The following is a 14455-nucleotide window of genomic DNA, read 5'->3' on the forward strand; positions in this document are numbered from 1 at the left end:
ATTGATACAGAAAAATTAATTCAGAAGAATGTTGCTATAAAACAACCAGAAAAGTCGATAAATAATAAAGCACTGCTTAATAAACCTAAGGATTTATTAAGCAGTGCTTCTGTAATAATAGATAATGCGAAAAAAAATGTCCACATAGATAAGAAAAAAGCGTTCAAAGACTACTTTGATGAAGTTGTTGTTTTTACTGAACAGTATGATGTTAATAGTTTGAAACTAGATGGAGAAAATATCTGGCCACACTTTAGAAATAACTTATGGATTCATATGAATTTTGTAGCCATTGGTAAAAACAACTATAAAAATATAACCTCTGTTCATATCCATAATTCTCACCGTATTCAAATTTCTCAGGCTTATAGAGTAAAAGCTATAGATCAATATGGCGCAAAAGAAGTAGAGCATTTGGGAGACGATGATAGAGCGGATGTTCTATTCATGGTAGCACTCAATGCTAGTGAGCAAGTACATTTAGACTCTGGAATATATCATAGAGTTTGCGATCCATTTTATGAAGCTGCATCAAAAATTACCACTACAAAAAAGATTGAGTTGATTAAGTCTGCATCACCAGCTATTTCTAGGAATAAAGAGTTTATACATCCAGCAACACTAATCTTGCCTCCTGTTATTGAAAAACTAGGATATAGTGAAAAACTTGAATTTGATAAGAAAATATTTAGTTGTATGAAGCAATTCATGCCTTCACTTAATACTTTAGATACTAAATCTCTGAAGGAAATTTTTGATTATGACATGAATATGAAAGATTTTTATACAGAAATTTTCAAAAGGGTGAAGCCAAAAGTTGTTTTCTTTTATGCTTTTCATTATAACGCGCCTATGATTGAAGCAGCAGATGAGCTTGGAATTATAACAGTAGACATACAACATGGGTTACAAGTTGGTTGGAATCCACTTTATACAAATTATGATGAGATGCCACCTGAAGGTTATCGCCAAATCCCAGATTTTTTTGCCGTATGGGGTGAAAAAGAATATCAAAGTATTATTAATTCTTTTCCTTCAAAAAAACACCGTCCAATTTATATGGGCAATCCTTGGTTAGAAAAGATAAAAACCTTTCCTACGACTTTTTCTAGAGGTGTTTTAGCTGAATTAGAGTCTGATAAATATGATAAAAAAATCCTTATAATAATGCAAAATCAAACTGATATTCCACAAACTTTTATAGATATAATAGAGCAAACAAAAAATGATAATATCTTATGGATAATTCGACATCATCCAAAAGGAGAAAGATATAAGGCAGAAGATTTTTCTATAAATAACCATAAAATTATTTTGAGTGATGAGATTGATAAAGTTTTATTTAGTGAGCTGTTCAAGTATGTAGATATTACAATTTCTGAAGGATCGACATTAGCAATTGAAGCTAGTTATTTTGGAGTTACCAATATAGTTACCAGTGCGATGGGGGCTGACAACTATAAGCAAGAACTTAAAGATAACGTGTTTTACTATTTGGAAAGTAGTGCAGATTTTCATGAAATTATGGAAAGCATTGATACTAACCAAAACCAAGTGGATACTAGTTATTTATTCAAGAAAGTTGATATAGAGAGTGTCATCCAAGAGCTATTAGATTCTGCAAATGAAAAAAAATCAAAACTGATAGTTAAAGATGTAAACGAAGTTACCAAGGAAAGGCGTCTCAAAAATACCATAGAAGCAGAAATTTCTGCTCAAATTGAAAAATCTTTCTATCTAGCAGACAACTATGACATAGATAATGCAATTGCTTCATTTAAGGAAATTAGAGGTCTATTAACACTTCTTCCTACCGCTAAAGGTAATTACAACGAGGAAGAAATGCGTAATGTTAAAGAAGCTAGAGTATTTCAAAGAAAAGTTAAAGATGAATTTGACATTGTATTTGGTAATGAAGAAGTTTTACTTATTGGTGATTCATTAATCTTACCACGACCACTAGAAACTAGAAATATTAACTATGGAATGACACGCTCTTACGCATATATGTTTAATAAAAATAACCATGGCTTCAAACTATTACCTTGGGCTCAGCGTAATCTGAACACTTCTAAGCTCTTAGATCAATGGGATAACATAGGAAGTAATTTAGCTAATAAGCATATTGTAATTCAATTAGGTAATAATGATTACAAGAAAAATATTTTCTCAGAAACACATTCAGCTGCAATAAATTCTTTGTCAGTTGACCTCAAAAAAAGAGTATACGAGTTTGCTGAATTGTATAGAAAGGATATTATTAAGTCGCAAGATGATCTTAATAATGTACCATTCAATCAGTTTAGAGAAAATGTAGAATCTATTGTTAAACTTGTTTTAGAACAGGGTGTTAAGTCATTAACCTTCATAAGTATCATGGCGGCACCTCAATCTGGTGAAATTAATTTTCCTGGTTCAGTTAAAGACTATCAGCGTTATAACTCAGTATTTAAAGCAGTATCTGAAAAATCGAGTATTGTAAGGTTTTTGGATGTTAATGAATTATTGAGTAACTTAAAAAGGCATCCGGGTATATTAAGCGATAATGTCCATTTGAGTATACCAGGTCACCAAGCATTAGCATCTGCTATTTTTTCAAAACTATCTATAGAAAGTGATGATGAAAAGACTTACAGAGTCGCTTTGATCGGTGTGGGTAATCAAGGTAATATGCATTTGCAAGGTCTAGTAAAATCTAATAACAATCTTGTAATTGAGTGCTTTGATCCAAATCGAATTAGCATGCAAAGTGCTATGGAAGAATTTAAAGCACTGGTTGGTGATGATAAAATAGTTTTGCGATTTGTAGATAGTCGTGAAAGCTTGTCAAACAATCTTGATTTAGTCATAGTTGCAACGAATGCTAATATTAGATCACAAATTGTTGAAGAGTTATTAAATACTAAAAATGTTAAAAACTTAATTTTAGAAAGAGTTTTATTTCAAGATACCCTTTCTTATGATAAGGTAAAAAGTCTGATTGAAGATAAGAATGTAAAAGTTTGGGTTAACCATTCGAAAAGAATGAATGATATTCATAAGATTTTTTTAAAGGAGATTAGGGAGTCAAAAAAGATTTCCTTTCAAGTTTCTGGAGTAAACTGGGGTTTAAGAAGTAAGGGGTTAGATTTCTTAGACTTATTTGTATGGATTACTAATACAGAGCAAAAAGATATTCAGATAGAATGGAATAGGATAGGTCGAGATACTACTCAGACAAAGGATTCAAAGTTTAAAGAGATCTTTGGGACTATTTCAGGTAGTCTCAATGAGGATGTAAATTTTTCAATAACGTCTTTAAAGCCTTCTAGTGATGAAGTTCAACTACCGACAATAACTATAGTATCTGAGTCTATAAAGTTATTCATTGATGAATACAATAGTGTTATTAATTATGCTCTCTCTAATGATGGTTGGCAGTGGCACAAGCTGGAAAGCAAGTTTTCGATCCCATTGCAGAGTGAAATAACGTCAAGGTGTATTGATGATATTTTAGAAGAAGGTAAATGCTTATTGCCGTCTTTTGACACAGCAACTTCCTTGCATCTTGCCTTCGCTAAAGCGATTAAAGAGGGTATTGAACACATATAAGGAAGAGTAATTAATCAGCATCCCATTAATTGACTCCTTGAAGTAAAAGATCTTATGGAAATATTTTGTAGAGTTAAGAGTTATCAAAAATGATAAAAATGAAAGCCTTAATTATATCTGATTATGATTCAAGAATTTCTTGGAGCTGTGGCTTTGCGGCTAGACTTAAGGTAAATGGCTTCTCTAATACATTTGTTTCGTTAAATCCCAATGATAACATCGATAGTTTGAGAATTTATCGTTACTTGGATGAAATATATTATGTGCAATCACTTCAAGAGCTAAGTACGCTCTTAAGTGATGAATTTAGTTTAGTTATACTAGCGGTTGGTGGAACTATGCATTTAAAAATATATGATATATTTCAGGCAGTTTATTTTTTATCTGAGATTCGTCCTATCTTAATTTCTGGTTTTAATGGTATAGAAGATGTATCTGACCCCGAAGGTGTTTTTTGTAGAAGTATTTCTGATTACATTTGTGTAAACAATAGTGACTTTTACGAATATGCTTCAAAGATTTTAAAAGATAGGAACTTGTCATCTCAGCTCTTTCGAACTGGTTTTATCAGAGATTACTGGGATACGGAATTTGAAAAGGCTCACAATATAACTAATGTAATGTTTATTCTTCAGCCAGGTATTTTAGATCATCATAAACAACTTGAGCATTTAGGAATGTGGTTATTAGATTATAGTCAAAGATATCCTAAGCGTAATATTATTTTGAAGGCTCGTGGTCGAAAAGGTATTGAGCATGTAAACTCTAAACACGAAAAAAACTATTTTCATGATTTTTGGAATGATTTTTGTGGAAATTTAGATAGTAGAGTTTCTATAGTTTATGGCGAAATGGAAGATATTCTTCCTAATGTAGATTTAGTTATAAGCTATACTTCTACGAGTCTACTCGAGGCCTTAATTGTTGGTAAAAAAACTGCAGCAATTTCAGACTTTGGGATATCTAAAAGTATTGGAAACGTATATTTATCAGATAGTAATCTTTTAATCAGTACCAATGATGTACTTGATGATAAAATACCTGAAGTTAATTTAAACTGGTATCAAAGGTGGTGTTGTTACAATGGTGACTTAGTTGATGAGCTAATAGATCGAAGTTACAAAGACTTTGAAGCCCAGTATAAGCATGGCAAATTAAATTTTATTGATGGGTATTATTCTGAAAAGAATCATCCTTACCTTTTTAGATTCAGGTACTTTGATACTGAGTCAAAATCATCTAGCGATCCAGGTATGAAAAATATACTGAATAGGATTAAAATTTTTTTTAAAGATATTTTCTGACGCCCCTCTCTTCATAATTAAGGTTTTTCTGATAGCTAGCAATCAAATAAAACTGCTGTCTTCTATCAAGAGTTTTATTTGATTTTTTGCTAATTATCAACTGACTATAAAACGGTCGCCCCAATACAGTAACCTTTTTGCTTCTCAACAATGCCTCAAACCCTCCTAATGACGTAATCGTATACACATGGTCTACCGTTTCTAATGCATCGACTATATGAATAGGCTGGGTGAGTATAAGACAATCTAACTCAGTGAGCGTACTGACTATAGAGGGATCATTAAGCGTCATTGGATGCGGTTTCACGATAATTTGTGCATCAGGATTTTCTTCAATTGCTTTATTAACCACATCAAGCAGCGTAATGCTGACACCACCACCATATTTCAACGAATCATCATGGGGCACTTGTCCTAATACCAATACCCGCTTTTTATTCTTCATCCCATATATGGGTACGACATCGACATAAGATTGATGATTGTATTTACTCACCCGATGCGAGACATAATAGTCCAGCATCTCCTGTGCCAACGCCTCATCATAGCCGTCTTGATTAAAGTCAAAATTAGCGATGAGATCAGTCAAATCGTTCGGGCGAGTGGTATCGAAGTAGGGCGCTTGACTGTCCATCACGATAGAGAGTGGCGGAGCGCTACTATCGTCATCAGGGCCTGAACGAATAAAGCCATCTTCTAAAAAGAAGATATCTAGACCTTGCTCGCGTATATACTCAATAAAATAATCAGGTGCTTTATAACCCCAGATATAAATAACTGGATTAACGCGATTGATAAATGGCTTTAACCACAGCTCAAAGTAGCATTGATTGAAGTGCCGTTGTATTTGGATATGTGACGACTCTAATACCCAGCCACCGACCAAATCCTGCCATGGCAGCATACCAACGACTAAGGCTAAACGCTGGTTTGGCTGCCGATACTGTTTATAATAGCCTAATAATAGTGGCTTAATGTAAGCGTTAAATTTCATAATATGATGGCTGGCTTAAATTGGTAGCAGATGTGCAAGATTGGGACATTTACGTTGGCAATGTTCTATCGTTACCAGTATAGTTGCATTTACGAGTAAAGACGAATACCTACTTCGAAAAACCATAGTTTCGAAAAACCATAGTTTCGAAAAATAATGAGTCAGTAAATGAATAAAAAAATATTAGTCACAGGTGGTGCTGGGTATATTGGTACTCATACCTGTATCGCATTGCATGCAGCAGGCTACGACATAGTAGTATACGATAACTTATCCAATAGTAGTCGTGAAGCGATTAATCGTGTCTCTACTCTTATTGGGCAATCGATTGATTTTATCGAAGGCGATATCCGCGGGGCTGAGTCACTTAGACAAGTATTTTCAGCACATCAGTTCTTCGGCGTCATTCACTTTGCAGGATTAAAGGCGGTTGGTGAATCCGTTGCGCAACCTCTAAAGTATTACGATAATAATGTTAGTGGTACCATTACCTTATTAGAAGTCATGTCAGAGTACGATGTTAAGAATCTTGTTTTCTCTTCATCTGCGACTGTTTATGGTGACCCTGAAAGGCTGCCTATTGACGAGAATTCACCGCGTTCTTGTACCAACCCTTATGGCCAAAGTAAACTGACGGTCGAGCATATTCTAGAAGACTTAGCGGTATCCGATGCTAGCTGGAACCTTATTCCTTTAAGATATTTTAATCCGGTAGGCGCACATTCTTCAGGACAAATCGGTGAAGATCCGAATGACATTCCTAATAACTTAATGCCCTATATCTCACAAGTAGCTGTTGGCAAGCTTGAAAAACTCAGTATCTTTGGCAATGATTATCCTACAATAGATGGTACTGGCGTGCGTGACTTTATTCATGTCACTGATTTGGCGCAAGGTCATGTCGCAGCGCTGAATTATTTAGAAAGTCAAACAAGGACAGCAAAGACAGATTCCATAGGATTTTTACCGATTAACTTAGGTACGGGTAAAGGGACTTCTGTTTTAGAGTTAGTAGCAGCATTTTCCAAAGTGTCGGAGCAGGACATTCCTTATCAGTTTGCAGACCGCCGCGCAGGTGATATCGCCAGCTGTTATGCCAGTGCTGATAAAGCGAAAGATCTGTTAAAGTGGCAAGCTGAATTATCAATTACTGAGATGTGCCAAGACACGTGGCGTTGGCAGAGTATGAATCCGAACGGCTATAACGCCACTTAGATTTTATAAAATATTCTTTTTTAATCTTCCTTTAAGACAGTTTAAACATTATGAAAAAAATCACCCACGCCGTCATCCCTGTTGCTGGCTTTGGCACACGTATGTTGCCATTGTCTAAATCCGTGCCAAAGGAGCTGTTGCCACTTGGCAATCGTCCCGCTATTCATTATGTGGTTGAAGAGGCGATTGCTGCTGGTATTAAGCATATTGTATTGGTCGGTCATGCACAAAAGAGCGCGATTGAAAACTACTTCGATATCAATGCTGAGCTCGACAACCAGCTGCGCCATAAAGGTAAAGATGAGCTGGCCGATAGCTTAAACTGGCTACCGGACGATGTGACGGTATCGATGATACGTCAAGGTAAGCCATTAGGTTTGGGTCATGCGGTACTCGCGGCGCGCCCCGTTATTGGTGAGCATGATTTTGCCGTATTATTGCCCGACGTGGTGCTCGATCCTTTTACGGGTGATATGACTGCTGATAACTTAGCTTTTATGATTGATGCTTTTGCTAAAGACAGTCATTCGCAAATATTGGTCGATAAAGTGGCGGATGAAGACGTGCATAAATACGGTATCGCCCAATTAAATGAAACGTATAGCAATGCGGGCGATATCAATGATAAAACAGAGGTTAATGCTAGCTTTAAAGTCGCTGGCTTTGTAGAAAAACCTAGCTTAGCAGATGCACCTTCACGCTTAGCAGTGGTTGGTCGTTATGTGTTTAGCAATCAAATCTTTGATTATTTGGTAAATACCAAAGCCTCCGTCGGTGGTGAGATTCAGCTGACCGATGCTATTGATGCCTTGATCAGTGAATACGGCGTCAATGTGACGACCATGCGCGGCGATAGTTATGATGCAGGCGATATGCGCTCATATATGCAGGCTTTTATTTATTTTGCCCAGCAGCAATTAGCAGAAGATGAATAGCTGATGGATGAGATAAAACACTATAAGATTTATAGCAGTGCTCGCCGCTCTCAATATTGGCAGCAGTTGCAAAGTCTGGCTAAGCAGCCGTGGTCACTGGCAGCCTTGTTTGCGCAAGATGATGAGCGTGCGACGCGCTTTAGCAGGCAAGCGGGTGCGCTATATATGGACTATAGCAAGCAGTGTATCGATGAGACAGTATTAGCTAATTTGTTGAGTCTTGCTACTAGCTGTGATTTACCGGCTCGTATTAAAGCGCTATTACAAGGCGCGATGGTCAATACCAGTGAAGCGCGTGCCGCCTTGCATACAGCGCTACGTCTCCCAGAAACAGCAACGCTACAACTTGATGGTCAAGATGTCGTCGCGGATGTGCATCAGAGTCTTTCGCAAGTAGCCAGATTATCCGAGCGTGTCCGTAGTGGTACATGGCGCGGGTTTTCGGGTAAGGCGATTACTGATGTGGTGAATATTGGCGTTGGTGGCTCTGATCTTGGGCCACTGATGGCGACTGCGGCGCTCGATGAATGGGCGGATACTGAGATTGAAGTACATTTCGTCTCTAATATGGATGGTACTCAACTTGATAACTTGCTGAAGCACTTAAATCCTGAAACGACTTTGTTTATTATCTCATCTAAATCCTTCGGTACTATTGATACCTTGTCTAACGCTAAGACGGCATTGTCATGGCTGCTTGCCACCGCCAAGCTGCGTGCAGGTACAGAAGACAGTGTGCTACGTCGCCACTTTATTGGTATATCTGCTAATAGTGAAAAAATGAGCGCTTGGGGTATTCATCCTGAGCATCAGCTGCAGCTTTGGGAATGGGTCGGTGGTCGATTTTCTTTATGGTCGGCGATTGGTCTTGCTATTGCCATTCGTATCGGTATGGCAGGGTTTAAAGCGTTGTTAGCTGGTGCGCATAGTATGGATGAGCACTTTGCACAGGCTGATTTTACAGAAAACTTGCCAGTATTATTAGGCTTGCTTGCTGTTTGGAACAGTACCTTTTTACAGGTAAATGCTCATACCGTATTGCCTTATGATGGTCGTCTCAGCTATTTGCCAAGCTACCTAACCCAGCTTGAGATGGAGAGTAATGGTAAGTCGGTCACTCAGCACGGTGATCATATTGATTATGATACTTGTCCGATTCTGTGGGGCGAGATTGGCTCTAACGCGCAGCATGCTTTTTATCAGTTGCTACATCAAGGTACACAGCAGGTATCGTGTGACTTTATTGCTTGTGTGCGCCGTTATAGTGGTCAATCGCAAAACGCGCCATTACAGCAGCAGCATGAGCTGTCGCTAGCCAATTGTTTGGCACAAAGCCGAGTATTGGCCTTTGGTAATGCAGCGCTCCAAGAGTCCGAGGTGCAAGTAGCGTCTGCTGCGGAAAAATATAAATACTACCGTGGCAATCAGCCGTCAACCACGCTACTGATCGACGAGCTAACGCCGCATAGCTTAGGGGCTTTGGTTGCGCTCTATGAACACAAGGTCTATGTCATGGCCAGTATTTGGGATATTAACCCGTTTGATCAGTGGGGTGTCGAGATGGGCAAGCAAATGGCAGAGTCCGTGCATCAAGCCATGCAGCAAGAAACCGAGGGTCAATTTGATACTTCTACGGATCAGCTGCTACAACACATTAGACAGTTGTCTTAATACGGCTGCCGATACGTAATACAGTTAAAAGGGTAACTTATGAGCGCTGATTCTATAAACGACAATACGGCTAAATATACGCATGCATTTACAGCGCAACGTATGAGAAGCAAGCCAGTTTGTGTGCTTGTTGGTCATAGTATTGAAGCCATTACCAGTGCGGTAGTGCTGGCAAGCTTAGGTCAGCGCGTGCATCTTTATGCAGATGTTGAGCTATTGACGCAGCAAATAAAACAGTATGGTTTTGAGCATCATTTGCAAGCGCTATGGCAGATGTATGAGCAGCAGCAGGTTATTAGCAGTCAAGCATTACCAGATAGCGCCGACACGTTGATTCATTACTATGAAACGGCGAATTTTAGTGATAGCCGTCATATCAATGAGAGCAATGAGGACAGTGAACGTGGCGAAGCAAGCAACGTTGCGCTTTATTGGTTGTTTTTGGACAGTGTCAAGCCAGCATGGGCAGAAGACAATTGGATTACCGCATTCAATCACAGTCATCAGCAGTCGCTACCTGTGCTTATGAGCGGTATTGAAAAATTAGGCGTTGTCTCAGCACTGGCTCAGCGTTTGCAGCGTGCATGGGTCTACTATGTGCCGTTTGTATTTTTGCAGGACGGCGATGCTTATAGCTCGATGCTGAACCCTTCATTGTGGTTGCTTGGTGAAAAAACCGCCAACAGTAGCCACCATCTAAATATACTGCAGCCTTTAATGCAGCACGCACGCGCCGCCCATCACGCTGATATCGCAACCATAGAGTTTGCCCGTAGCAGTATTATGGCGATGCTGGCGACGCGAGTGAGTTTTATGAATGAGATGTCACGCTTGGCGGACAGTCAACAGGTCGATATCAAACAAGTCAGTCGTATCATGGGGCTAGACGCGCGCGTTGGTAGCAGTTATCTGCAAGCGGGTTGGGGATTTGGCGGTAACACTCTACCGACTGAGCTTGCTAAGTTGCAGCAGTCTAGCCAAACGCACAGTTTAGATATGCCACTGTTGCAGTCAGTCATGCACATCAACGAAGACCAAAAAGAGCTGATATTCCGTAAATTTTGGCAATATTTTGATGGTTTTATCGATAATAAAACGGTGATGGTTTGGGGCGGTAGTTATAAATCAGGATCGGGACGTACCGCAGGCTCAGCCATACATCCATTACTAGCATTGCTGTGGTCTTATAATATTCGTACTTTGGTCTATAGCGATAAAGCTCAAGATGAGCTTGCCGCGCTTTATCAGCAGCAACCATTACTTAAATTAATGGCTGATCCTTATGGTCAAATCGATGATGCTCAGGCTATCTTTATTGTCAGTTGGTCGCCACGAGATCAGCTAGATATTGCCAAAATCAATCAGCAAGCGATGCCAATATTTGATGCGCAAAATGCACTGACACGCTCGCAGATAGATAGTTTAGTGGGTGACTATTTGGGTATTGGTCGGTCTAAATATAGTCAGTGAAAAGTAATATCGATACATGACGCACTACTGATATCAATTTTTCTTGCTGGCTGTGCCTACGCAGACAGAGGCGACAAAAAATTGATATCAGCAATACCGTCGCGTTTTTAGGGTATTTTTACTATAGCGCTATTCAAGTTTTTCTGTTATTTAAAAAGCTCGTTGATAATTATCAGCGAGCTTTTTTTTGGCTTTAATTAGGGCGTATTAAACGGTATTCATTTACGCTGGTACAGCACCTTGCGCCGCTAGCCACTCTTTTATTTCTCGTATCTTATCGGCCAATAACTTCTCATCACCACGAGTTTCGATATTAAGTCTGATTAGCGGCTCGGTATTGGAAGCACGCAGATTAAAGCGCCACTCGCCAAAGTTAAGACTTAGGCCATCAAGCAGCGACTTGCTTGGGTTCTTAACGCTAAACTTATCCTCGATAGCGCTAATGATAGTTGGCGCATCATTTGTGGTGAGACGAAAGTTAAGTTCACCTGAGCTGGGATAAGCTTTGATATAGCCAGTGACCAACTCAGACAGCGTCTTACCAGTAATGGATAATAGCTCAATCGTTAGCAGCCACGGAATCATACCGCTATCGCAGTAGAAGAAGTCGCGGAAATAATGATGGGCGGACATCTCACCGCCATAGACCGCGCCAGAGTCACGCATCACTTGCTTAATAAATGAATGTCCAGACTTACTGATAACCGCCTTGCCGTTATGTTCTTTAATCACCGCTTCAGTGTTATATATCACGCGAGGATCATAGACGATTGACTCGTTTGGGTATTTATTCAAAAAGGCTTGCGCGAGCATTCCAACGATGTAGCTACCATCGATAAATTCACCATGTTCATCGAATAAAAAGCAGCGGTCAAAATCGCCATCAAAGGCAATACCAAGATCGGCTTTGTTTTTCAAAACGGCTTGCTGAGTCGCTACTCTGTTGGCTTCAATCATAGGATTGGGGATGCCATTGGGGAAGCTGCCGTCTGGCGTATGATGCAGTTTAATCACTTCAATCGGTGCGCCTGCTTGTGCCAGCTTGTCAATTAATAAATCAACCACGGGGCCTGCACTACCATTGCCTGAGTTAATAACCAGTTTCAGCGGTTTTAATTTATCGGTATCTATAAAGCTGATGACGTGATTAACATAAGCACTTTTATCAGTCAATAATTGCAGTTTTCCTAATTCATTTACGGTGGTAAATTGCCCAGATTCTGCCAATGCTTGAATCTCTGCTAAACCATCATCGGCGCTAATGGGTTTTGAATGCTCTTTGACCAGTTTTAAGCCATTATAATTGATAGGATTATGACTGGCAGTGACTTCGATGCCGCCTAATGCTTGATAGTGACTGGTGGCAAAATACACTTCTTCGGTACCGCTCATCCCCAAGTCAATCACGTTCACACCGGCATCTAGCATACCTTTGAGAGTCGCTTGTTTTAATTGCTCGCTTGAATGGCGAATGTCACTACCGATAATGATGGCAGGTTTTAAGTTTTTTAGTTCAGTTGTGGCATCTGCGGCGTGATAACGCTGAGATGAAATCTGCGCAAAGGCACGACCAATACGGTAAGCAATGGCTTCATCGAGATTTACCCCAAGCTCACCGCGAATATCATAGGCTTTAAATGAATCGATAATAATAGGATTGAATTCAGTCGCTGGCTGATAGTTAGTGGTCGCAGACGTAGACATAATGATAAAATTCCTTGCGCGTGAGCAGTGATAAAATAATAAAGTAGATAGCACAATTATAGGCTATTAAGCGTTCAATGCTACACTATCGTCAACTTATTACAAAAGAGTGAAAACGTTAACCTAGCGTGAAATGGCATGTATACAGCTGCACTTGATAGCTTTATCACCTTTGTACATTGAATCAATCACAATTATTACATTAAGCAATAAGCAAAAATAAGAGCCTCCTTTATGAATACTCTCGACAATAAAATCACAGTGCCTGCACCAGTACAAGGAACACCAGAAGCCACAGGACAGCTTGATGATCTTTTAGCATTGATGGCAAGATTGCGCGCTGACTGTCCGTGGGATAAAAAACAAAGCAGTCATAGCCTCATTCCGTATGCCATCGAAGAAGCTTATGAGCTCGGCGAAGCGGTACAAAGCGATGATGATGAAGATATCAAAGGCGAGCTTGGTGATGTGTTGCTGCAAGTGGTTTTTCATTGTCAGATGTACGCAGAGCAAGGGCGTTTTGATATGAGCGATGTCATTACTACTTTACAAGAAAAGTTGATTCGGCGTCATCCGCATGTGTTTGAGGCTGAAAGTCTTGAAGATGACGTGGCGGTAAAAGCTCGTTGGGATGAGATTAAGGCAGAGGAGCAGCAAGCGCGCGAGGCACGTGGTAAACCCAAACGTCGTCTAGACAATACCAAAGCGGGCAGTGCGCTCATGCAGGCGCAGGATGTACAAAAGCAGGCGTCAAAATTAGGCTTTGATTGGGAAGGGGTAGCAGGAGCGTTTGAAAAACTTGAGGAAGAAATTAGTGAGTTAAAGGCTGAACTGACAGAGAACTCTAAAACAGATAAGTCTAAAGAAGCTGACAAATATGACATAAGCAAAGCCAATATTAGAGAGATTGAAAAAGAGCTGGGCGATTGCATGTTTGCGCTGGTCAACGTGGCGCGTAAACTGAACCTTGATGCTGAGACAGCGACCCTTACTTGTGTGCATAAATTCAAATCACGTTTTGGCTATATTGAGGAGCATTTGGCTGCGGCTGGCAAGCGTTTAGAAGACAGCGATATAACAGAAATGGATGCATTATGGGAAGCGGCGAAACGATATGAACGATCGTCATGAACGCTCATTATAACGCCCTGTTTGCTAGGTTTACCAGTTTGAACAGCTTAATATCTAGCGCGGCTTGTTGTCTAGCCTTGATTATCCTGACTTTTAGCAATGCACATGCCGCGCCCTGTTTTGATAATCCACAAAGTGCTTATGCGTACCTGTTGGCACAAGAGAATGCTAAAACTCAAGCGCGCGATCAATCTACCGTCAATATCAATCGTGCTAGTGAAGGTGAGCTCGTTTCATTAAACGGTATCGGTAGTAGTAAAGCCCAAGCGATTATTTTATATCGCGACATGTTTGGCGATTTTAAGACCGTTGATGGGTTAGCAAAGGTTAAAGGTATTGGCGTAAAAACGATTGAGAAAAATCGAGCCCGTTTACGCGTGCAAGATTAATAGCATTATTTTGCATTAATTAACCCCAATATTGACAAAATAGCACGTAAC

10 protein-coding genes are annotated in these 14455 nt (G+C 39.7%); 8 read left to right on the forward strand and 2 right to left on the reverse strand.

The window, feature by feature from the left end:
• A partial coding sequence (locus CXF65_RS11605; protein ID WP_157824075.1) for a Gfo/Idh/MocA family oxidoreductase occupies nucleotides 1-3591 on the forward strand: 3591 nt, incomplete at its 5' end.
• 98 nt (nucleotides 3592-3689) lie between these two features.
• Complete coding sequence (locus CXF65_RS11610; protein ID WP_157824076.1) at nucleotides 3690-4895, forward strand: DUF6716 putative glycosyltransferase; 1206 nt, start codon at nucleotides 3690-3692, stop codon at nucleotides 4893-4895.
• On the opposite strand, the gene CXF65_RS11615 is transcribed toward CXF65_RS11610, so the two are convergent.
• Nucleotides 4879-5889 carry a beta-3-deoxy-D-manno-oct-2-ulosonic acid transferase gene (locus CXF65_RS11615; RefSeq protein WP_101212146.1) on the reverse strand — a complete coding sequence of 337 codons (1011 nt, stop codon included), beginning with the start codon at nucleotides 5887-5889 and terminating at the stop codon, nucleotides 4879-4881. The two genes, CXF65_RS11610 and CXF65_RS11615, sit on opposite strands and share 17 nt — an antisense overlap.
• Before the next feature lie 168 nt (nucleotides 5890-6057).
• On the opposite strand from CXF65_RS11615, the gene galE reads away from it, so the two are divergent.
• From galE to CXF65_RS11635, 4 genes are all read left to right on the forward strand, one after another.
• On the forward strand, nucleotides 6058-7104 hold the full coding sequence (galE, locus tag CXF65_RS11620) for a UDP-glucose 4-epimerase GalE (protein ID WP_101212147.1): 1047 nt from the start codon (nucleotides 6058-6060) through the stop codon (nucleotides 7102-7104).
• Nucleotides 7105-7154: 50 nt separating this feature from the next.
• Nucleotides 7155-8039: a UTP--glucose-1-phosphate uridylyltransferase gene (locus tag CXF65_RS11625; RefSeq protein WP_101212148.1), complete on the forward strand. Its 885-nt coding sequence runs from the start codon at nucleotides 7155-7157 to the stop codon at nucleotides 8037-8039.
• A gap of 3 nt (nucleotides 8040-8042) precedes the next feature.
• Complete coding sequence (pgi, locus tag CXF65_RS11630) at nucleotides 8043-9710, forward strand: glucose-6-phosphate isomerase (RefSeq protein WP_101212149.1); 1668 nt, start codon at nucleotides 8043-8045, stop codon at nucleotides 9708-9710.
• 102 nt (nucleotides 9711-9812) lie between these two features.
• Nucleotides 9813-11180, forward strand: a complete 1368-nt coding sequence (locus CXF65_RS11635; protein WP_413772505.1) for a UDP-glucose/GDP-mannose dehydrogenase family protein — start codon at nucleotides 9813-9815, stop codon at nucleotides 11178-11180.
• A 222-nt stretch (nucleotides 11181-11402) separates the two neighbouring features.
• On the opposite strand, the gene CXF65_RS11640 is transcribed toward CXF65_RS11635, so the two are convergent.
• The gene (locus CXF65_RS11640; RefSeq protein ID WP_101212151.1) at nucleotides 11403-12884 is read right to left on the reverse strand and encodes a phosphomannomutase CpsG; all 1482 of its coding nucleotides are present in this window, start codon (nucleotides 12882-12884) and stop codon (nucleotides 11403-11405) included.
• A gap of 234 nt (nucleotides 12885-13118) precedes the next feature.
• Here CXF65_RS11640 and mazG point away from each other — a divergent pair, with 234 nt between their 5' ends.
• Nucleotides 13119-14015: a nucleoside triphosphate pyrophosphohydrolase gene (gene mazG, locus CXF65_RS11645; RefSeq protein ID WP_101212152.1), complete on the forward strand. Its 897-nt coding sequence runs from the start codon at nucleotides 13119-13121 to the stop codon at nucleotides 14013-14015.
• Entirely contained in the window at nucleotides 14012-14404 is a 393-nt protein-coding gene (locus tag CXF65_RS11650; RefSeq protein ID WP_101212153.1) for a ComEA family DNA-binding protein, read from the forward strand. The genes mazG and CXF65_RS11650 overlap by 4 nt, the downstream gene beginning before the upstream one ends.
• Nucleotides 14405-14455: the final 51 nt, after the last annotated feature.

It is taken from the genome of Psychrobacter sp. Sarcosine-3u-12, from assembly GCF_002836005.1.
In the GTDB taxonomy this organism is placed as follows: Bacteria; Pseudomonadota; Gammaproteobacteria; order Pseudomonadales; family Moraxellaceae; genus Psychrobacter; species Psychrobacter okhotskensis.